Here is an 18974-nt window from a genome sequence, read left to right on the forward strand (position 1 = left end):
AACTTGGCAAGAATCCCCATTTCTTGCCATCGATGGGCATGCTCGGTCACCGTTAAAGCTACGAGATCCACCTCACACCGCACCTCGACCTCCCCCGCAAGGAACCACCATGCAAACGCCTTTAGCAGTGGCAGCCGCCGACCCGAGCTCGACGAACATCTGGGCCATCGCCAACACGCCGTTCCTCTGGATCTGTATCCTGGGCGTCTTCGCCGTCATCTTCGTCCAGACAGTGCTCTACGCCAAGGCCGCCACGGCCGCCGCACCGCACATCGAGATGCCGGTCCGCGAGTTGAAGGAGGCGTTCCGCGCTGGCGCGGTGGCCTCCATCGGCCCGTCGCTGGCAGTGGTGCTGGTCGCCATCGCGCTGCTGGCGCTGTTCGGCACCCCGGCGGTGCTGGTGCGCATCGGCCTGATCGGCTCGGCCGCCGCCGAAACCGCCTCGGCCAGCATCGCCGCCGGAACCATGGGCGCCTCGCTGGGCGGGGACAGCTACACCCAGCAGGTCTTCGCCGTCGCGTTCATGACCATGAGCCTATCCGGCGCGATGTGGATGCTTTGCACGCTGATCATGACCCCGCTGCTGAAGAAGGGCGGCAAGTCGCTGGCCAAGCGCAACCCGGCGGTCATGGCCCTGATTCCCACCGCCGCGCTGCTCGGCGCGTTCTCCGCGCTGACCATCGCCGAACTGCCGAAATCCAACGTGCACCTGTTCCTGGTCGGGATTTCAGCCGCCGCTATGGGCCTGTGCCTGTACCTGGCCAAGGCCCTGCACCAGAAATGGCTCAAGGAATGGGCGCTGGGAATCTCTATCGTCATCGCCCTCGTATCCGCCTACTTCCTGCACACCGCCTAAGGATTGACCATGAGCGCAACCTCGCTTTCCGCCAATGCCGCAGCCTCCATGGAGCGCTTCGACCGGCAGACCAGCCGCTACGGCTCCATCACCATGGCTCTGGGGTTGATCCTCTCGCTGGCCGGCCCGATCTACATCGCGTTCTTCAGCGGCATGGAAGTGACCGCCAGCATGGTCTGGGTGGCGCTGCTGGCAGTGGCCGCCACCTTCGGGGTGCTGTGGGTGGTCGAGCCGCTGACCTACTTCCCGATCCTCGGTTCCGCCGCCATGTACCAGGCGTTCATGATCGGCAACATTTCCAACAAGCTGCTGCCGGCGGCCATCGTGGCCCAGTCTGCCATTGACGCGAAGCCGGGCACCAAGCGCGGCGACCTTGCCGCGGTGATGGCCATCTGCGGCGCCGCCACCGTGCACCTGACCAGCCTGCTGCTGTTCGTGGGCGTGCTGGGCACCTGGCTGGTGCACAACATCCCCGCCGAGGTCATCGAGGTCGCCCGCCTGTACATCCTGCCTTCGCTGATGGGCGCGGTGCTGGTGCAGTGCATCGTCTCCATGAAGGCGCTGCGCCCGACCATCGTCGCGGTCGTCGCAGCCCTGCTGGTGAACTTCGTGGTGGTCCCGCTGGCCCCGGCCACCGGCGCCTTCGCCACCGCTTTGGTCGTCATCGCCTCCATTGTCTTCTCCTGGGTGCTGCGCAAGCGCACCACCCAGGCTTCCTCCGAGCACTAGCTGCCTTCCGCGAACCAGCCACTACAAGGAACCAGGACCCCGCCATGAGCCACTCCCTCAAACCGACCGCCGACATCCAGGCCGCCGTCCACGCTGACTACCTTCACCTGCACGCAAACCCCGAGTTGTCCATGCAGGAGCACCAGACCGCCGCCTACATCGAATCGAGGCTGGCCGCGCTGGGCATCGAGCACTTCCGCTGCGGCGGCACCGGGGTGGTCGGCGTGCTGCGCAACGGGCCAGGCCCGGTCATCGCCTTCCGCGCCGACTCCGACGGGCTGCCGATCAAGGAAGCCACCGGCGCGGAGTATGCCTCCACCGCGGTAGGCCAGCTGGCTGATGGCACCGAGGTGCCGCTGATGCACGGCTGCGGGCACGACACCCACGTGGCCAGCGCGCTGGGCGCCGCGGCGGTGCTGGCGCAGGGCACCGAAGGCTGGTCGGGCACCGTGGTCTTGGTGTTCCAGCCCGGCGAGGAGACCGGCGCCGGGGCGGCGGCCATGCTGGCCGACGGGCTGTGGGACAAGGCCCCGGTGCCCGAGGTGGTGCTGGGACAGCACGTTTTCCCCTTCGCCGCAGGCACCATCCACTTAACCCCTGAATCCGCCATGGCGCTGGCCGATTCGCTGGAGATCACGCTGCACGGCACCCAGGCCCACGGCTCCCAACCGCAGGACTCGATCGACCCGATCGTGCTCGGTGCGCACATCATCACCCGGCTGCAGACCATTACCTCGCGCGAGCTGGATCCGCGGGACGCCGCGGTGGTCACCTGCGGCTCCTTCCACGCGGGCCTGAAGGAGAACATCATTCCTGACCGGGCGGTGTTCACGCTGAACATCCGCACGCTCACCGAGGCGGTGCGCGAGAAGGTGCTGGCGGCGGTGACCCGCATCGTCACCGCGGAGGCGGCCGCCTCCGCCGCGCCACAGCCCGAGATCACCACGCTGTACCGCTTCCCGCGCCTGTTCAACGACCCGGAGCAGACCGGCAATGTCGCCACCGCGCTGGCCAGCGAGTTCGGCGAGGACCGGGTCAAGCTGGTGGCCCCGCTGATGGGCTCCGAGGACTTCGGCGCGCTGGGAGACGCCATCGGGGTGCCGAACGTGTTCTGGATGTTCGGCGGCGCGGATCCGTCGGACCCGGCGCCGGCTGGCAACCATTCGCCATTCTTCCTGCCCGAGTACCGCGGCGCCTTGGACACCGGCGTACGCGCGGCGCTGGCGGGCATCGGGCACTACGTGGGCTGCTAAGGGCGGCTACAGGCTGCTGCGCCCCTCCAGGTAGGCGCGCAGCACCTGCAGCACCCCGTGTTCGGTGTTGGCCGGGGCGGTGAAGTTCGCCGCCTGCGCCACCTGCGGGTGCGCATTGGCCATGGCGAAGGAATAGCGCGCCCGGCCCATCATCTCCAGGTCGTTCGGGTAGTCCCCGAACACCGCGGTCTGCTCGGCGCTGATCTGCAGCGACTCCTGCAGCCGGCCCAGGGCCAGGCCCTTGTGCACGCCCTGGTTCATGGCATCCACCCAATGGCTTCCGGAAACCACGACCTGAAGCGGGACATCCAGCGCCGCGGCCATCTGCGCGACCTTGCCGGTGCCCACGTTCACCGCCATCTTGATGATGTCATCCTGCACCAGGTGCAGGTCCTGGACCACTTCCACCGCGCGGTAGTAGGGGGCGATGGCCCGGGCGAAGGCCGCATCGCCGCGCTCCACGTAGGCGGTGCGCCGTCCGCACAGCACCAGTCCCGCATCCAGCTCCCGCTGGCCGCGCACCGCGTCGACGACCGCCGCCACCGGCTGCGGGTCGATGATGTTCGAATACACCTCGGTCTGCCCGCGCATCACCACGGTGCCGTTCTCCGCGATGATCGGGATCGCGCCCAGCCGGGCGAACTGCTCGCTGAGGGTCGCGTACTGGCGGCCCGAGGCGGGTACGAAATGCACTCCGCGCTCCTGCAGGTCGGCAATGACCTGCCAGGCCTCGTCGGGGATCATCCCTGCCCCGTCCAGGAAGGTGCCGTCCATGTCGACGGCGACGAGCTTGAGGCGGGCGGCGGGGTCAATGGTATGCATCGGTTCCTATTTCGGTGGCGGGTGGCCGCTAGTGGTTCATCGCCCGGTGCGCGGCTCCAAGCACTCCGGCGGCGTTGTTGTACTGCGCCGGCACGATGCGTGCGCGCAGTTTCAGCTGCGGCATGAATTTCTCGTGGTCCGCCGAGACCGCCCCGCCGATCACGATCAGGTCGGGGCTGCACAGGAATTCCACGTGGGCCAGGTAGCGCTGCAGGCGTTGGACGTACTGCTCCCAACTCAGGTTCTCGTCGCGGATCACCCGGGCCGCGGCGCGGGATTCGGCATCCGCCCCGTCGATTTCCAGGTGGCCGAATTCGACGTTGGGGAACAGCAGCCCGTCGCGGAAGAACGCCGAGCCGATGCCGGTGCCCAGGGTCAGCACCAGGGTGCTGCCGGCGCGCGGCCTCCCGTCGAGGCTGCCTGCGCCGGCGAAGACCTCGGCCATGCCGGCGGCGTCCGCGTCGTTCAGCACGCTCACCTCGCGGCCCAGCACGCCGCCGATCAGGGCGACCGCATCCAGCCCGATCCATGCGCTGTCGATGTTCGCTGCGGAGTGCACCACCCCGCCGATCACGATGCCCGGCACCGTGACGCCCACCGGCACGCCGGCCAGGTCGCTGCCTGCCTGCTCCTGCAGGCCGGTCACGATGTCCGCCATCGCCTGGGCGACGGCGTCCGGATGCGCGCCGGCAGGGGTGGGCGCGTGGCTGAAGGTGCTCTCGACGAGTTTTCCTTCGGAGTCCACCATGCCGTACTTGATGGACGAGCCGCCCATATCCAGGCCGATGGCTGCATAGGGCGAGGCGGAAGCTGGCATGAGAACTCCATTCAAAATATTTAGGACTCTTTACAATATCTAGCGCCCAGCCTGCGGTCAATGGTGCGACGTGGCGGCTCACGCGTGGCGGTAGGCGCTCCACAGCTCGGCCAGCGCGCGGCGGCGCGCGGCGGCCAGGGCCCCGTCCAACGCCCCGGTCCCGCCCTGCGGCGAATACTCGATGTCGGGACCTGCCAGCGGCACGATGCCGCGCAGCCGCTCCGCCAGCTTCTCGGTCAGCGCGGCGCTGGCCCCGGGGCCGGTGACCACCAGCGCGTCGGGATCCAGGTAGCCGAGCAGGTTGCCCAGCACCTGCCCCAGCGGCTCAAGCAGCGCCGGCCACATCTGCGGGTCGCTCAGCTTCTCGAACAGGACCCTGGTTCCCACCAGTCCCCCGGAGTCCAGGTGCTCCAGCAGGGTGCGTCCCTGCAGCCGCTGGGTTTCCAGCTCGCCGACCAGGCCATGGCGCCCGCGGTACACCCGGCCCTCGATCACCAGCGCGGAGCCGAGGCCCGCGCCCAGGTAGAGCAGCAGCATGGAGCCGGTGCGCCGGGAGTATTCGGCCACCGCCATCCAGTTCACGTCGTTGTCCAGCAGCGTGGCAGGCGAATCGAACAGCCCGGCCAGATCGGCGCCGGACGCCGCGAAGATCGGGGTGGGCACCACCCGCGTGGTGCCGTCCTCGCCGTGCAGCACCGGGGCGGCCTGGCTGATGCCCGCGGCCAGCCGCGGCGAGCCGAGCTCGGCCTGCAGCTCGTCGCGCAGCGCCCGGGCGGTGTCCAGCAGCTGCTCGGCGCCGGTGGAGGTCTGCACCGGGCTGATGCGCTCGGCCAGCACGGTGCCGGTCACGTCGCTCGCACGCAGCGCCAGCCGCTCGGCGCTCAGATCCACCCCCAGCACGTGCCCGTAGGCGGTGCGCAGGGCGTAGCGTTCGGGAATGCGCCCGCGCTTGCCCTCGGCGCTGGAACGCCCCTCGGACACCAGCCCGAACTCCTGCAGGCGCAGGATCGACTGCGACGCGGTGGGCTTGGAGATGCCAAGCCGCGCGGAGATCTCGGTGCGCGTGGCAGGGGCCTGGGCCAGCAGCCCGAACACCCGTTCGTCGGTCAGCGCCGCCAAGGCCCGTGGACCCGCGTTCTCAGCGCTCAACTGGCCACCACCAGCTTCTCGCCCAGGGTTTCGAGCTGCGCGCGGCCAAGCCCGTGCAAGAGCAGGTAGTCGGCGATCGACCCGGTGCGGCGGGCCGCGTCCAGCGCCTTGTCCAGTCCGGCCACGGAGGTGCCGACCAGCAGCGTGCGCATCTGCTCGGTCATCGCCACCCCGTGCTCGCCCATGCGCCGGGTCATGGCCGCCAGCCAGTCCCCGGACAGCGCCGCGGTGGAGGCGGCGTAGTCTTCCATGACCGCGTCTTTGTCCGCGCCCACCGCCATCAGCACCATGGCCACGCCCACGCCGGTGCGGTCCTTGCCGGCGGTGCAGTGCACCAGGGTGGCGCCGGATTCGGCGATGCCCGCGGCCAGCGTGGCCCAGGTGGGGCCGTGCAGCTCGACCAGCGGCTCGTAGATCTCATCCAGCGTGGACAGGTGGCCCACCGCGCCTTCCAGCAGCGGCAGGTGGGTGCGGATGGTGCCGGCGAAGCTGGCAGGGAAACCGGGCAGGTACGCGGTCTCCTGGGTGCTGCGCAGGTCGTAGATGCGCTCGATGCGCTGCTGCGCCACCCAGTCGGCCAGCGGCTGGTCGACCAGGTGCGGGGCGGCGGAGCGGAAGAGCACCCCGGAGGCGATGCGCCCGCCCGCTGCGGGCATTCCCCCTGCTTCACGGAGGTTGGAAAGGAACATGCTCACATCCTAGGCTTGAACCAGCAACCCATGCCAACGCAAGGAGCATCATGCGCGCCACCTATCTGCTCGGAGACTGCGCGGTTGAACTGCGCGAGGTGCCGGATCCGGTGCTGCTGGAACCGACCGACGCCCTGGTCGACATCACCGCAAGCTGCATCTGCGGCTCGGACCTGCACCACTACCACGGCCCGGCGGTCGCCGCCCGCCCGATCGGCCACGAATTCGTCGGCCGGGTCGCCGAGGTAGGCTCCGCAGTGTCCACTCTCAAGCCCGGCGACTTCGTGATCGCCCCCTTCACCATCAACTGCGGCAACTGCGAATTCTGCCTGCAGGGCCTGACCACTTCCTGCCTGCGCGCCGGCTCCTGGGGCCGCACCAACTCCCGGGACTCCGCCTGCCAGGCCGAGGCCATCCGCGTCCCGCTGGCCGACGGCACGCTGTTCAAGGTCGACGCCGCCGTCGACGACGCGCTGCTTCCCAGCCTGCTGGCGTTGTCCGATGTCTACGGCACCGGCTACCACGCCGCGCGCAGCGCCGGGGTGTCCCCCGGCGACACCGTGGCGGTCATCGGCGACGGCGCGGTGGGGCTGCTGGCGGTGCTCGCTGCCAGCCAGCTGGGCGCCGAGCGCATCATCCTCATGGGCCGGCACGCGGACCGCACGGATCTGGGCCGCGAGTTCGGGGCCACCGACGTGGTCTCCGAGCGCGGCGAGGAAGGCATCGCCACGGTGCGCGAGATGACCGGCCACGGCGCGGGCAAGGTGCTGGAAGCCGTGGGGCTGCTGCCGGCCTTCGAGCAGGCCATCGGCATCGTGCGCCCGGGCGGGACGATCTCCCGGGTGGGTGTGCCGCAGTACGCCACCGGGCCGGTGGGCCGCGAGTTCTTCGGCCCCAACGTGACCCTGACCGGCGGGGTGGCCCCAGTGCGCAGCTACATCGGCGACCTGCTGCCCGGGGTGCTGGAAGGGCGGGCCAACCCCGGCCGCGTCTTCGACAGCGTGCTGCCGCTGGCCCGGGTGGCCGAGGGCTATGCGGCCATGGAGGCGCGCACCTGCCTGAAGGTCATGCTGCGTGGCTAGCGGATCCCGGCAGGTGCGCGGGGTGGACATGGATTCGCAGACCCGCTGCGCGCACTACCGCCAGCTCATCGACGTCATCGCGCTGCGCCATGCCTGCTGCGATGCCTGGTACCCCTGCCACCTGTGCCACCGGGAGCTGGCCGACCACCCGGCGGTGCCATGGCCGGCGGCGCGCGGGACCGAACCGGCGGTGCTCTGCGGGGTGTGCGGGCACGAGATGACCGCGGCCGAATACCTGGGCACCGGGTCCTGCCCGGCCTGCCAGGCGTTGTTCAACCCCGGGTGCAAGGCGCACGCCCCGCTGTACTTCGAGCCGCCGCTGCGGCCCTAGAGCCTTCCTGACTCCGGGACCTCCAGCCCCAGCAACGCGTTCTCCGCGACTTCCATGAGCGCCGGGTGGATCCAGTACTGCCCGCGTGCCAGGGTGTGCGCGTCGATGCCCAGGTTCATGGCGGTGACCAGCGGTTGGATCAGGTTCGCCGCCTCGTAGCCGAGCACGTGGGCGCCCAGGATGCGTCCGTCGCGCTTGTCCGCGACGACCTTGAACAAGCCCTGCTCGTCCTCCATGGCCCAGCCGTAGGCGGTGTCCGCGTACTTCTGGGTCTTGGCCGTGGCATGCTCGCCGATTTCGGCGCGGGCCTGGGCCTCGGTCAGCCCGATATGCGCGATTTCCGGGTGGGTGAAGACCGCGGCGGGGATGTCGGCTTCCGAGACTTCGCGCAGGTCCCCGGGGTGCTCCAGGTTGTGGGCGACCACGCGCGCCTGGTGGTTGGCCGCGTGCTTCAGCTGCTGCTCGCTGCTGATATCTCCCAGCGCGTAGAGGCCGGGGACCGGTTCCCCACTGCGCATCACCCGCTGGAACTGGTCCACCTGCAGCCGGCCGTCCGGGTGCAAGTCAAGGCCCGCCGGCGCGGTGAACTCGGTGTTCGGGCGGCGTCCGGTGGCGACCAGCACGGCGTCCGCGGTGAAGGTCCCGGCCTCGGTGCGCACGCTCAGCCCCTGCGGCCCGGCGGCAATTGACTGCGGCTCCGCATGCAGCTTCACGTCCCAGTCGACCTGGGTATTAAAAGCCTCGCAGATTTCCTCGTCCAGGTATTTGAGCAGCTTGTCCCCGCGCACCAGCTGGGTCACCTCGGTGCCCAGCCCGGCGAAGATCGACGCGAATTCGCAGGCGATGAATCCGGCGCCGATCACCAGCAACCGCCGGGGCTGCTCGATGCGCATGATGGTGTCCGAGGTGTGCACCCCGGGAAGGTCGATGCCCTCGATGTCCGGCAGCACCGGGGAGGATCCGGCAGCCAGCACGATCTGCTCCGCGTGGATTTTCTCGCCCTCCTCGGTGAGCAGGGTGTGCTCGTCGAGCAGCTGCACGCGGCCCAGCAGCCGGACGTTGTCCGCCTGCTGGCGGTAGTCCAGCCCGCCGGCGGAGATCGGGTCGATGCGCGCGAAGATGCGGTCGCGGATGGCGGCGAAGTCGGCACGTCCCGGGGGCAGCTGGATCCCGAGCTTCTCGGCTTCCTGCCAGGTGCGCGCCAGCTGGGCGGGCCTGACGAACATCTTGGTGGGGATGCATCCCACGTTCAGGCAGGTGCCGCCGAAGACGCCGGATTCGGCGATCGCGACCTGCTTGCCGTCCCAGAAGGGGGTGAGCAACGAGTTGCCCGAGCCGGAGCCCACGATCGCCAAATCCACGGCCTAGGCCTCCGGCAGGTTGATGATCTGCTGCGGGACGACCAGCACCGGGCGGGTCTGCTTCTGCGCCAGCGCCACCGCGATCGAGCCGTCGATGAACTGGGCCAGCTTGTTGCGGATGCCCGGGCGGCGGGTGCCGATCACGATCATGCGTGCGTCGACCTCCTCGGCCACTGCCATCAGCACCTTGGCGGGATCGCCTGGCACGTTGTGCAGCTCGTAGTCCACGCCGGCCAGGTGCTCGGCGACCAGTTCGGCCAGCTCGGCCGGGAAGTCGGCTTCTGCGGTGCCCAGCACGTTGCTTTCCGGAAGGCGTTCGGTGACGTACCGGCCGGAATCCGCGTAGATCACCTGGACCTTGGCCCTCAGGTCCGCGGCGATCGACGCGGCGGTGGCCAGGACGGATGGGGCTTGGCCGGGTTCGATGCCGACTACAACAGTGCTCATTGGCGCTCCTTCGTTCTGACTACCAAATTACCCTGTTCCCCGCCATCAGGCATCTTTGCGCGCCGCGCAGGCGATGGCGCGGGCGGTGGCAGAAAGGGCCAGCAAGCGCACCGTGTCCACGTCCGCGTCCACCCGTCCGGTGGCGGCGGCGATGAACGCGTCCCCGTCCAGCCTGGTGTGCGGCGGTTGCAGGGCGCGGGCCAGGCCGTCATGGGCGCCCTGGGCGATCAGGTGGCAGCCGGTTTTGTCCAGCTTCGCATTGGTGAACACCACCCCGATGGTGGTGTTGGTGCGCGGGGGCTGCGTCCCGCCGCTGCGGGCCGCCGCGGCCAGCGCCTCGAACACCGCTACGGAGTCCAGGGACGGCTCCTCGCCCGGAGCCAGCACGTCGCCGAAGGCGTTGACCGCGCACAGCGCGCCGACGACCAGCTCGCCGAGGCGCTGCTCCGCGTAGACCAGCCCGCCCGGGTAGGAATCCTCCCGGCGCCAGCGTCCGGCGCGGGCCCCGGTGCCGGCGCCCAGCGCCCCGACGGCGACCCTCCCGGCGGATTCGGGCGCGGCGGCGGCCGCGGCGGCCAGGTACCCGGACTCGGCATCCGGCCGCGCGGTGCCCTCGGCCAGGTCGAACAGGCCCAAGGTGGGCACAATGGGCACCCGCCCGGCGGGGGTCTGCACCCCGCGCCCCTGTTCCTGCAGGAAGCGCATGACCCCGTCCGCGCTGGCCAGCCCGAAGGCCGACCCGCCGGTGAGCAGCGCCGCGTCGACCTGCTGCACGGTCATCAGCGGGCCCAGCACATCCAGCTCGCGGGAGGCAGGGGCCCCGCCGCGCACCTCCACGGAGGCGACGGTGCCCTGGTCGAACAACACGACCGTGCACCCGGTGCCCTCGGTGCTCCAGTGCCCGATCGACACCCCGGGGACGGTGACCTCCAGTTCGCCTGGGGCCGGCACGCCTACAGGTCCCCCAGCTCGATGGCCGTGTCTTCCAGCCGCGCCGAATCGATCTGCCGGCCCACCAGCCCGCGCAGCGTGTCGTTCACGTCCCAGATGTTCACGTTCGCGGCGGCGGTGATCCGGCCTTCGCGCAGCCAGAAGATGATGAACTCGTTCTCGGAGCCGCGCAGCACGGTCTCGTCCCCCGGCGCGGCGTCCCCGACGTACTCCATGCCCAGGTCGTACTGGTCGGTGAAGAAGTAGGGCAGCCAGTCGTAGGCCTGGTCGGCCCCGGTGAGCGTGGCGGCCGCGAGCTTGCCTTGGCGGATCGCGTTGTCCCAGTGCTCCACCTGCAGCTGGCGGCGCAGCCGGGTATTGAACGCCTGGGCGACGTCCCCGATGGCCAGGATCTTTGAGTCGCTGCTGCGCAGCGAGGCGTCCACCACCACGCCGCGGTCGACGTCCAGCCCCGCGGTTTCGGCCAGCTCCACGTTGGGCACCGCGCCGATGGCCAGCAGCACCACGTCGGCGCGGCTGCTGCCGATGTCGGAGATGACCTGCAGGTGCCCGTCGGCCAGCTCGATGCCTTGCACCCGGGTGCCGGTGCGCACATCCACGCCGTGGCCCTGGTGCAGCTCCAGCAGGTGGTGGCCGAAGCGTTCGCCGAAGACCTTGGCCAGCGGCACCTCGTCCGGGGAGTAGACGGTCACCCGCGCCCCGAGCGAGCGGGCGCTGGCGGCGACTTCCATACCGATCCAGCCCGAGCCGACCACCGCGACCTGCTTGCCCTGGGTGATCTCGGTTTTCAGCGCGTCCGCGTCCGCCAGGCTGCGCAGCGTATGCACCCCGGGCAGGTCGTGCCCGGCCATTGGCTCCTCCCCGCCCAGCCGCGAGCGCGCGCCGGTGGCCAGCACCAGCGCGTCGTAGTCCATGGTGGTGCCGTCAGCCAGCACCACGTGCTGGTGCTTGCGGTCGATGCTGATGGCGTGCGTGTCAAGGCGCAGATCCACATGGTTTTCCGCGTACCAGGCGGCGGTATTCACGGTGAAGTCCTCCACCGTGTCACTGCCCTGCAGGTAGCCCTTGGACAGCGGCGGGCGTTCGTAGGGCAGCGAGGCTTCGTCCCCGATCAGCCGCAGCACCCCGTCGTACCCGCGGGAGCGCAGCTCGGAGACCAGGGTGGCCGCGGCCAGCCCCGCGCCAATGACAACAATCGTTTCCGGATTCATCGATCGCCTTTCACGCGTAGGTGTCCTTCGATCCTCACATGTCGGCGCACCGCTGGCAATCACTGCGGCCGGCTCCCAGCGAAGCTCCGGTGCTCAGCGCGCCGGAAGCGACCGGATGGTGCCGGCGGCGGTGTCCACCTCGAACTCCTGGCTCCAGCTTCCTGAGCCGCCGCGGACCTCGAAGCCCACTCTGGCGCGGCCGGCGCGCAGGTCCTCGGCGGTCACGGTGTAAGTGGGGGTGAAGAACAGCCGCTGGCCGCCGGCCGGTACGCTGGCGGGCCCGAATCCTGTGCCGGGGGCACGGTCGTAGTTCCCGAGCAGTTCCACCTCCAGAGCCCGCTCGGAGGAATTGACGAACCGCCCGGTGAATGCCAGCATGTCCCCGGCGCGCAACCCCGGCAGCACCGGGCCATAGTTGGCCAGTTGCGCTTCGCGGGATCCCAGGACCTGCACTCCGTCCTGGTACCCCTGGCCGATTTCCTTCCAGATGTGCCCTGCCCAGTCCCCCGCCGTGGCGCTGATGACGTGCTCCTCGCCGATGCTGGTCCAGCGCTCGGGCCGTGCCGGGGTGATGGAGCGCAGCACCATGGTGAACTCGCTGCCCGGATCCTCCCGGTACCGCGCGGCGGCCTCGGCGAGCGCGGTCGGGGCAAGACTCCCGGGTCCGAGCTTGGTGAAGACGATGTCCTGGTAGCCGTCGCGTTCGAACAGCACCCCCAGCGAGCCGTCGGCCAGCAGCGCGGCGGTGGAGTAGGCGCTGCTGCCGGGGCAGATCGACTGGACCGGGCTCCAGTGGTCTCCGTTGTCGAAGGACACACTCAACACCGTGTTACGGCGCAGGGCCGCGTCGCGGTTGTTCGTCAGCAGCAGCAGCTGCCCTCCGTCGGAGGGAAGGGCGCAGATGCTTCCGTTGTCCCCGGGATCCGGCAGGTCAGTCACGGGCGCAAGCTCGCCGTAGCGGTGCCCGCCGTCGGTGGACACCGCTTGGAGCCGCTGGTCCGGAGCCCGGGAATTCATCAGCACCCGCCCGTCGGGCAGCTGGACCGCTTTGTTCTCGTTCGCTTCGGCGCTTGTAAGCTCGCCGAGCCGCCAGCTCTCGCCGTGGTCGTCGGAGTAGGCCGAGGCGGCGCGGATCCGCCCGTGGTACAGCACCACCATCTGTTGCAGCAGGCGTCCGGCGTGCCGGCCGGTGCGCAGCTGGATCCCCGCGCCGGCGGCGGCGAAGATGCCGGTGATGCCCGGCCGCTTCAGCTGCGCGGTCAGTCGGCGATGCGACCAGGTCCTCCCGTCGTCGTCCGAGTAGGAGAGGTCCACGTGCTGCACCTCGTCCACGGGCTGCGCCCCTTCGGCGGATTCGAAGAATCCCGCGCGGGTGCCGGCGGCGTGGAAGCAGAAAATCCGCGAGGTGTCGGCGTCAACCAGCAGGCTGGGATCACCGAAGCCTTCAAGGCCGGAACCGGTGCGGATCACCTGCTGGTTTTCCCAGGTTTGTCCGTGATCGGTGCTGCGTCGCAGCAGCAGGTCGATGGTGTTGGGCAGGTCGTCCAGGTTGGGGCGGCCGTCATAGGCGGCCAATACGGTGCCGGCGGTCGTGACCGCCAAAGCTGGAATGCGGTACTGGCGGTAACCGTGGTGGCCTCGGCGTGCGAGCGTCTGGAAGCTCAGGTTTTCTGCGGCGGTCATGGGATCAAGTATTCCCGGTTCTGGAGCTTTCGTTGTTTCCGCGCCAGACCATGCCGATGGTTATCCGATGGCCTTGATCGGCTGGACCAGCGAGCGTGGGCCAACCCCTTTATCTGTCGGTGCACTGGGGCTACAGTGCTAAGTACCCGAGCGAGGAGTGCGTCATGATTACCCCGGAAAGCCAAACCACCGCAGAAGTTCCCGGCCGCTACGTCCTGATTTTCGATTCACCGACGTCCGCCCATCCTTCCACCCTTGGCGTTGCCGCCCTTGAAGACAAGGTTCCCAATCTGCTGTCGGCCGCCGGCTATGGGACTACCGAGTATTTCCCGCGCCTGGGCATCGCCGTGGTGGATTCTCCCCCGGAGCAATTGGATGATTTTTCAGCCCGAGTGGCAGGCGAGCACATGCCTGCCCGCGTGGTCCCGGAGCGGATCTACCGGATCCTCGCTGAAGCCGATGACGAACCCACGAGTTATGCGGACAACGACGAGTTCACCTGGGGGCTGCAAGCGGTCCAGGCCGCGAATTCGCAGTACACCGGCGCCGGCATCAAGGTTGCGGTGCTGGATACCGGCTTCGACACCCAGCACCCCGATTTCGCCGGGCGCAGCGTCACCACCAAGTCCTTCGCGGCCGGCGAGGACGCCGCGGACGGCCACGGCCATGGTACCCACTGCATCGGCACCGCTTGCGGGCCGCGCGCAGTCGAAGGCGGCCGCGGCTACGGGGTCGCCTCCGGCGCGGAAATCTTCGCTGGCAAGGTGCTGGGTTCCAATGGGTCCGGCACCGACTCGATGATCCTGGCCGGCATCGACTGGGCGTTGCAGAATGAATGCCACGTCATTTCCATGTCCCTCGGCGCGGACGTGCGCGAGGTGCATCCGCCTTATGTCACCGCCGGGCGCCGCGCGCTGGAACAGGGAACCCTGATCATCGCCGCGGCGGGCAACAACGCGAAACGCGCTTCCAACGATCCCGGATTCGTGGGTGCGCCGGCGAACAGCCCGTACATCATGGCGGTCGGCGCGCTGGACTCCGGCCTGCAGATCGCGCCGTTCTCCGCGAGGACACTTCCGGGCCGCGGCGGACAGGTGGACATTTCCGGTCCCGGCGTCAAGGTCTATTCCTCGTGGCCGGGCGCGCAGCGCTACAACACGATCAGCGGCACGTCCATGGCCACCCCGCACGTGGCCGGCGTGGCCGCGCTGCTGGCCGAGGCGACCGGGTACCGCGCCCGCGAGCTGTGGGCCGAGCTGGTGCAGCAGGCCCGGCGTTTGGAGCAGTTCTCCGTTGACGTCGGAGCGGGCCTGACCAGGTCGCCGGAGCCAGTGCAGGAGCAGGCGTAGCGTCATGGCTTCCCAGCGCACGTTTATCGTGACGATTTCCGAAACCTACACCAGCGACATGTCCGCCGCGGTGACCCAGCTGGAGTCCCATGGGCTGCAAGTCCAGCAGGTGCTGGGCATGTTGGGGCAGGTGATCGGCCAGGCGCCGGATGAACGGGTCAAGGAGCTCAAGGGCCTCGACTGCGTGCAATCGGTTGATTCCGAACAGCAGTACAAGGCGCTCTAGGCACGGGGCAGGGCCGGCGGCGAAGCAACCGCTGGCGCTGGCAGGCTGACTGGGATACGCGATGGCCCGCGGCAGGATCATGTCGCGGACCGTTGCGTTGCGATGTCTACCGGAAGTCCAGCAGCACCTTGCCGGAGACGGAAGCATCCTTGGCAGTTTCGAAGGCGGCCAAGGCCTCGGACGCGGGGAACTCATGGGTGACCGCGGCGCCGATCTGCAGCGATCCATCGGCCAGCGCCTGCAGCACCTCGTCGATTTCATCGTTGAAACGGAAGGATCCGACCAATTCCAGTTCCCGGGTGATGGCCAGCGAAATGAGCGCCGGCTGCTCGCCGGAAGGCAGCAGCCCCACCATGACCACTCGCCCGCCGCGGACCGCGCCGCGCACGGCCGAGGCCAGCCCGCGGTAATTCCCGGTGGCTTCGATGACCACGTCCGCGTGGATGCCGGCGATGTCCCCGGTCTCCGGGGCACGCAGGGTGCGGGTCGCGCCCAGCTCGGAGGCAACCTGCAGCGGCGCGTCGAACATGTCCACCGCGATAATTTCCCCTGCGCCGGCGCGCCTGAGCACGGCTACGGCCAGCGCGCCGATGGGACCTGCCCCGATCACCAGGACGCGTTTGCCGGCCACTTCCCCCGCCCGGGAGACGGCATGCCAGGCTACAGCGGCCGGCTCGGCCAGTGCAGCGTCGCGCAGGGACAGCCCGGCGGGAAGTTCGCGCAGCATGCGCGCGGGCAGGTTCACTTCGGCGGCGAAGGCTCCCTCGGTGTGCGGGAAGCGGGCGGCCGAACCCAGGTAGGTGCACCCCGGGGACAGGTTAGGGCGGCCCTCCGGATAGGGTTCCCCGGTGCCCGCAGGGGTCGCTGGATGGACTGCTACCTGGGCACCGGCCTGCGGGCCGGTGCCGTGGGCGGCGGCCTGCACCACGGTGCCGACGATTTCGTGCCCGAGCACCATGGGCGCCTTCAGGATGGATTCGCCGGCGGCGCCGTGGCTCCAGTAGTGCAGGTCCGAGCCGCAGATGCCGCCGTAGGCAATGGCGACGCGCGCCTCGTCCGGGGTGGGAGCGGGCAGGTGGATCTGCTCAACCCGGAGGTCGCCGGCGGCGTGGGCCACTACTGCTAAGGTCTGTTCGTTCAGGTTAGACGACAACGCTCATACCTCCATCGATGAAAATAGTTTGCCCGTTGACGTAGTTGGATCCCTCGGACGCCAACCAGACCGCCGGCCCGGCCAAGTCAGCGACCGTGCCCCAGCGCCCGGCGGGGGTGCGGCCCAGGATCCAGGAGTTGAATTGCTCGTCGTCCACCAGGTTCTGCGTCATTTCGGTATGGATGTAGCCCGGGGCGATGCCGTTGATCTGCAGCCCGGAGCCGGCCCATTCAGCGGTCATAGCGCGGGTGAGGTTGCGCAGTCCGCCCTTGGCCGCGGTGTAGGCGGCAATCGTCGGTCGCGCCAAATCGGTCTGGACGGAGCAGATATTGATGATTTTCCCGGCGCCTCGCTGCACCATGCCGCGGGCAACGGCCCGGCCGACCAGGAAGGCGCTGGTGAGGTTGGTGTCGATGACTCGTTGCCAGTCCGCGACCTCGAGCTCAAGCAAGGGGACGCGGTGCTGGATTCCGGCGTTGTTCACCAGGATGTCCGGGGTGCCGATGCCTTTCTCAATGTCCTCGATATTGGCACTGACCGACTCGTCATCCGTCACGTCGAAGCAAGCGGAGTGGATACGCTCTCGCCCATAGAGCTCGGTGAATTCGGCGACCGTGGTTGCCAGCCGGTCGGCGTCGCGGCCATGCAGGACGATGTCGGCACCCGCGTCTGCCAAGCCCCGAGCCAGTTCCCTGCCGATGCCCCGTGATGATCCGGTGACCAAGGCCAGTTTGCCCGTGAGGTCGAATAGATTGCTCATGCTTGCCAGCTTCCCTCTTCTGACGGCAGCATGCTGCCATCACTTGTCAGATGTCGTCGGCGGACGCTCCCGCCGACCAGCAAGCAGCTACGTCACAGAGGGCCTCGTCGCCACGCCCAATATAACAGACTTAACAAGCTAAACGCGATAATAAATATGTTTTTAAAGATCCGATCTCGCCATCTGTGCGACATTGCACCCGCCCGGGGGCAACCCTCCAGAAGCAACGGTGCACGAAAGGTGCAACCAGCAAGGCGCGCGCCCCTCCGCGCGCGAGGTGAATCCAGTTGTATTTCAACGGAATATCACGTCGGGAAAAATGCGAATTGATCCACAAAACAAGGGGCTTTTCAGGCTTGAATAGACCGCAATTCGACCCGGTGCACAAGGGTGCCAGTTGGACAGCGGATGCCACCCTGAGCTTGTCATCTTAATTCACTCCATAAGGTTTATTCGCAGCAAAATACTCGTTGATTTGGGACTTTACGATCCAGTGCATCGACGATCTGCTATACTTGATCCATCGCACTCGATTCCTGACGAGATTTACACCCGGCGCGTGGGAGCTTTTTCAGCGTGACCCGCCGGGTTTCGGCTGGTGCTTATTTGGGGTTCAGCGTGGCGCAGCCCAGTCGATTTTGAACATTTTTTCGCCGCGCAAGGAGTAACTTATTAGGCTGAAATGCCGGAGAGGTACGCTTGTCACAACGCGTTGCAATCATCGGAGCAGGACCCAGCGGAATGGCTCAACTGCGAGCCTTCGAGTCGGCGCGCACAGCCGGTCGTTCGGTCCCGGAAATCGTCTGCTACGAAAAACAGGATGACTGAGGTGGCCAATGGAATTTCAGCTGGCGCACGGGCATCGACAAGTATGGCGAGACAGTCCATTCGAGCATGTACCGCAATTTATGGTCCAATGGTCCCAAGGAGGCCTTGGAGTTCGCCGAATACACTTTTGATGAGCACTTCGGCCGTCCGATTTCCTCATATCCACCTCGTGCGGTGCTGTGGGACTACATCAACGGCCGCGCCGAGAAGTCGAATGTCAAGAAGTACGTCCAATTCTCGACCGTCGTGCGCTGGGTCCAGTTCGATGAAGGTACCCAGAAGTTCACCGTCACGATTGAAAACCTGAAAACCGGTCAAACGGAAAGTAGCGAATTCGATAAGGTCGTCGTCGGGTCCGGCCACTTCAGCTTCCCGAATGTTCCGGACTTCGCCGGAATCGAAACCTTCCCGGGAACGCTGATCCACGCCCACGATTTCCGCGGTGCGGAACGGCTGGCCGGCCGCAACGTCCTGTTGATCGGCGCCAGCTACTCCGCCGAGGACATCGGCATCCAGGCATTCAAGATGGGCGCCAGCTCGGTGACCATGAGCTACCGTACTGCCCCGATGGGCTACGACTGGCCCGAGGGCATCCAGGAACGCCCGCTGGTCGAGCGGTTCGAAGGGAGCACAGCCCACTTCGCGGACGGAACCGAGCGACAGTTCGACGCAGTCATCCTGTGCACCGGATACCTGCACCACTACCCGTTCCTGCCATCGGATTTGGCGCTGTCCTCTCCTAACAACTTGTACCCCAAGTCCCTGTACCGCGGCGTTGTCAGCGAAGCGAACAACAACTTGTTCTACCTGGGCGCCCAGGACCAGTGGTTCACCTTCAACATGTTCGATGCCCAGGCCTGGTACGTCCGCGATGTCATCCTCGGCGATGCGAAGCTTCCTTCCGAGGCCGAGCAGAAACTTGACATGGCGCAATGGACACTGCGCTTGGAGACTCTGGGCAGCGCAGCAGATGAAGTCCGTTTCCAGGCCGACTACATTCGAGACCTCATAGAGCAGACCGACTACCCGATGTTCGATCTGGACGAGGTAACCCGCATCTTCTTGGCGTGGAAGAACGACAAACAGCACAACATCTTGAACTACCGCGACCAGGTCTATCGTTCGGTCATGACCGGCACCATGGCCTGCGAGCACCACACCCCGTGGCTTCGCGAGCTGGATGATTCATTGGAGCGCTACCTGTCCCAGCCAGAAGAGGACGAGCTGGAGCGTATGGTCCGCGGCAAGGACAGCTCCGCCAGCCCGGCCTAGTTGTA

At 67.8% G+C, this 18974-nt stretch carries 19 protein-coding genes; 8 read left to right on the forward strand and 11 right to left on the reverse strand.

Annotated features, from left to right (window positions below):
• Positions 1–109: 109 nt before the first annotated feature.
• Genes DFO58_RS11210 through DFO58_RS11220 form a run of 3 tightly spaced genes read left to right on the forward strand, consistent with a single transcriptional unit; the run spans position 110 to position 2838 of the window.
• Positions 110–856, forward strand: a complete 747-nt coding sequence (locus tag DFO58_RS11210) for a DUF5058 family protein (RefSeq protein ID WP_120990879.1) — start codon at positions 110–112, stop codon at positions 854–856.
• Positions 857–865: 9 nt separating this feature from the next.
• Positions 866–1585: a hypothetical protein gene (locus DFO58_RS11215; protein ID WP_120990881.1), complete on the forward strand. Its 720-nt coding sequence runs from the start codon at positions 866–868 to the stop codon at positions 1583–1585.
• Between the two features lie 44 nt (positions 1586–1629).
• Positions 1630–2838, forward strand: coding sequence for an amidohydrolase (locus DFO58_RS11220; RefSeq protein WP_047120019.1), 1209 nt, complete (start codon positions 1630–1632; stop codon positions 2836–2838).
• 6 nt (positions 2839–2844) lie between these two features.
• On the opposite strand, the gene DFO58_RS11225 is transcribed toward DFO58_RS11220, so the two are convergent.
• The 4 genes from DFO58_RS11225 to DFO58_RS11240 all read right to left on the reverse strand — a co-directional run bounded on the left by DFO58_RS11225 (position 2845) and on the right by DFO58_RS11240 (position 6315).
• Positions 2845–3660, reverse strand: coding sequence for an HAD family hydrolase (locus tag DFO58_RS11225; RefSeq protein WP_120990883.1), 816 nt, complete (start codon positions 3658–3660; stop codon positions 2845–2847).
• Positions 3661–3688: 28 nt separating this feature from the next.
• Positions 3689–4477 (reverse strand): polyphosphate--glucose phosphotransferase, encoded by a 789-nt coding sequence (gene ppgK, locus DFO58_RS11230; protein ID WP_120990885.1) that lies wholly within the window; start codon positions 4475–4477, stop codon positions 3689–3691.
• 78 nt (positions 4478–4555) lie between these two features.
• The gene (locus tag DFO58_RS11235; RefSeq protein WP_120990887.1) at positions 4556–5626 is read right to left on the reverse strand and encodes an ROK family transcriptional regulator; all 1071 of its coding nucleotides are present in this window, start codon (positions 5624–5626) and stop codon (positions 4556–4558) included.
• Positions 5623–6315: a tyrosine-protein phosphatase gene (locus DFO58_RS11240; protein WP_120990889.1), complete on the reverse strand. Its 693-nt coding sequence runs from the start codon at positions 6313–6315 to the stop codon at positions 5623–5625. The genes DFO58_RS11235 and DFO58_RS11240 overlap by 4 nt, the downstream gene beginning before the upstream one ends.
• 50 nt (positions 6316–6365) lie before the next feature.
• Here DFO58_RS11240 and DFO58_RS11245 point away from each other — a divergent pair, with 50 nt between their 5' ends.
• Both DFO58_RS11245 and DFO58_RS11250 read left to right on the forward strand, forming a co-directional pair.
• Complete coding sequence (locus tag DFO58_RS11245; RefSeq protein ID WP_120990891.1) at positions 6366–7397, forward strand: alcohol dehydrogenase catalytic domain-containing protein; 1032 nt, start codon at positions 6366–6368, stop codon at positions 7395–7397.
• Entirely contained in the window at positions 7390–7728 is a 339-nt protein-coding gene (locus DFO58_RS11250) for a CHY zinc finger protein (RefSeq protein WP_342352849.1), read from the forward strand. The genes DFO58_RS11245 and DFO58_RS11250 overlap by 8 nt, the downstream gene beginning before the upstream one ends.
• Here DFO58_RS11250 and DFO58_RS11255 read toward each other — a convergent pair.
• The 5 genes from DFO58_RS11255 to DFO58_RS11275 all read right to left on the reverse strand — a co-directional run bounded on the left by DFO58_RS11255 (position 7725) and on the right by DFO58_RS11275 (position 13381).
• The gene (locus tag DFO58_RS11255; RefSeq protein ID WP_120990893.1) at positions 7725–9089 is read right to left on the reverse strand and encodes a mycothione reductase; all 1365 of its coding nucleotides are present in this window, start codon (positions 9087–9089) and stop codon (positions 7725–7727) included. The two genes, DFO58_RS11250 and DFO58_RS11255, sit on opposite strands and share 4 nt — an antisense overlap.
• A gap of 3 nt (positions 9090–9092) precedes the next feature.
• Positions 9093–9536, reverse strand: a complete 444-nt coding sequence (locus DFO58_RS11260) for a universal stress protein (RefSeq protein ID WP_047120026.1) — start codon at positions 9534–9536, stop codon at positions 9093–9095.
• 45 nt (positions 9537–9581) lie between these two features.
• Entirely contained in the window at positions 9582–10487 is a 906-nt protein-coding gene (locus tag DFO58_RS11265) for a P1 family peptidase (RefSeq protein ID WP_220668547.1), read from the reverse strand.
• 2 nt (positions 10488–10489) lie between these two features.
• Positions 10490–11698 (reverse strand): FAD-dependent oxidoreductase, encoded by a 1209-nt coding sequence (locus DFO58_RS11270; RefSeq protein WP_053798737.1) that lies wholly within the window; start codon positions 11696–11698, stop codon positions 10490–10492.
• Positions 11699–11791: 93 nt separating this feature from the next.
• A complete protein-coding gene (locus tag DFO58_RS11275) occupies positions 11792–13381 on the reverse strand; it encodes a sialidase family protein (protein WP_053798738.1) in 1590 nt (529 codons plus the stop codon).
• Between the two features lie 164 nt (positions 13382–13545).
• On the opposite strand from DFO58_RS11275, the gene DFO58_RS11280 reads away from it, so the two are divergent.
• Positions 13546–14730 (forward strand): S8 family serine peptidase, encoded by a 1185-nt coding sequence (locus DFO58_RS11280; RefSeq protein ID WP_113606953.1) that lies wholly within the window; start codon positions 13546–13548, stop codon positions 14728–14730.
• A gap of 4 nt (positions 14731–14734) precedes the next feature.
• Complete coding sequence (locus tag DFO58_RS11285) at positions 14735–14956, forward strand: hypothetical protein (protein WP_113606954.1); 222 nt, start codon at positions 14735–14737, stop codon at positions 14954–14956.
• 106 nt (positions 14957–15062) lie between these two features.
• Here the strand turns inward: DFO58_RS11285 and DFO58_RS11290 are convergent, their stop codons facing one another.
• Complete coding sequence (locus DFO58_RS11290) at positions 15063–16109, reverse strand: L-idonate 5-dehydrogenase (RefSeq protein ID WP_120990895.1); 1047 nt, start codon at positions 16107–16109, stop codon at positions 15063–15065.
• The gene (locus tag DFO58_RS11295; RefSeq protein ID WP_120990897.1) at positions 16099–16869 is read right to left on the reverse strand and encodes an SDR family oxidoreductase; all 771 of its coding nucleotides are present in this window, start codon (positions 16867–16869) and stop codon (positions 16099–16101) included. The genes DFO58_RS11290 and DFO58_RS11295 overlap by 11 nt, the downstream gene beginning before the upstream one ends.
• 861 nt (positions 16870–17730) lie before the next feature.
• Here DFO58_RS11295 and DFO58_RS11300 point away from each other — a divergent pair.
• Positions 17731–18969, forward strand: coding sequence for an NAD(P)/FAD-dependent oxidoreductase (locus DFO58_RS11300; RefSeq protein ID WP_353616385.1), 1239 nt, complete (start codon positions 17731–17733; stop codon positions 18967–18969).
• The last annotated feature ends 5 nt before the right edge of the window (positions 18970–18974 follow it).

The sequence above is a fragment of the Arthrobacter sp. AG1021 genome (assembly GCF_003633665.1).
Taxonomy (GTDB): Bacteria; Actinomycetota; Actinomycetes; order Actinomycetales; family Micrococcaceae; genus Glutamicibacter; species Glutamicibacter soli.

Excerpts from the sequence above, each read along its gene's own strand:
- DFO58_RS11210 (WP_120990879.1), top strand. The coding sequence starts at position 110 with ATGCAAACGCCTTTAGCAGTGGCAGCCGCCGACCCGAGCTCGACGAAC.
- DFO58_RS11215 (WP_120990881.1), top strand. The coding sequence starts at position 866 with ATGAGCGCAACCTCGCTTTCCGCCAATGCCGCAGCCTCCATGGAGCGC.
- DFO58_RS11220 (WP_047120019.1), top strand. The coding sequence starts at position 1,630 with ATGAGCCACTCCCTCAAACCGACCGCCGACATCCAGGCCGCCGTCCAC.
- DFO58_RS11225 (WP_120990883.1), bottom strand. The coding sequence starts at position 3,660 with ATGCATACCATTGACCCCGCCGCCCGCCTCAAGCTCGTCGCCGTCGAC.
- ppgK (WP_120990885.1), bottom strand. The coding sequence starts at position 4,477 with ATGCCAGCTTCCGCCTCGCCCTATGCAGCCATCGGCCTGGATATGGGC.
- DFO58_RS11240 (WP_120990889.1), bottom strand. The coding sequence starts at position 6,315 with ATGTTCCTTTCCAACCTCCGTGAAGCAGGGGGAATGCCCGCAGCGGGC.
- DFO58_RS11245 (WP_120990891.1), top strand. The coding sequence starts at position 6,366 with ATGCGCGCCACCTATCTGCTCGGAGACTGCGCGGTTGAACTGCGCGAG.
- DFO58_RS11260 (WP_047120026.1), bottom strand. The coding sequence starts at position 9,536 with ATGAGCACTGTTGTAGTCGGCATCGAACCCGGCCAAGCCCCATCCGTC.
- DFO58_RS11270 (WP_053798737.1), bottom strand. The coding sequence starts at position 11,698 with ATGAATCCGGAAACGATTGTTGTCATTGGCGCGGGGCTGGCCGCGGCC.
- DFO58_RS11275 (WP_053798738.1), bottom strand. The coding sequence starts at position 13,381 with ATGACCGCCGCAGAAAACCTGAGCTTCCAGACGCTCGCACGCCGAGGC.
- DFO58_RS11280 (WP_113606953.1), top strand. The coding sequence starts at position 13,546 with ATGATTACCCCGGAAAGCCAAACCACCGCAGAAGTTCCCGGCCGCTAC.
- DFO58_RS11285 (WP_113606954.1), top strand. The coding sequence starts at position 14,735 with ATGGCTTCCCAGCGCACGTTTATCGTGACGATTTCCGAAACCTACACC.
- DFO58_RS11295 (WP_120990897.1), bottom strand. The coding sequence starts at position 16,869 with ATGAGCAATCTATTCGACCTCACGGGCAAACTGGCCTTGGTCACCGGA.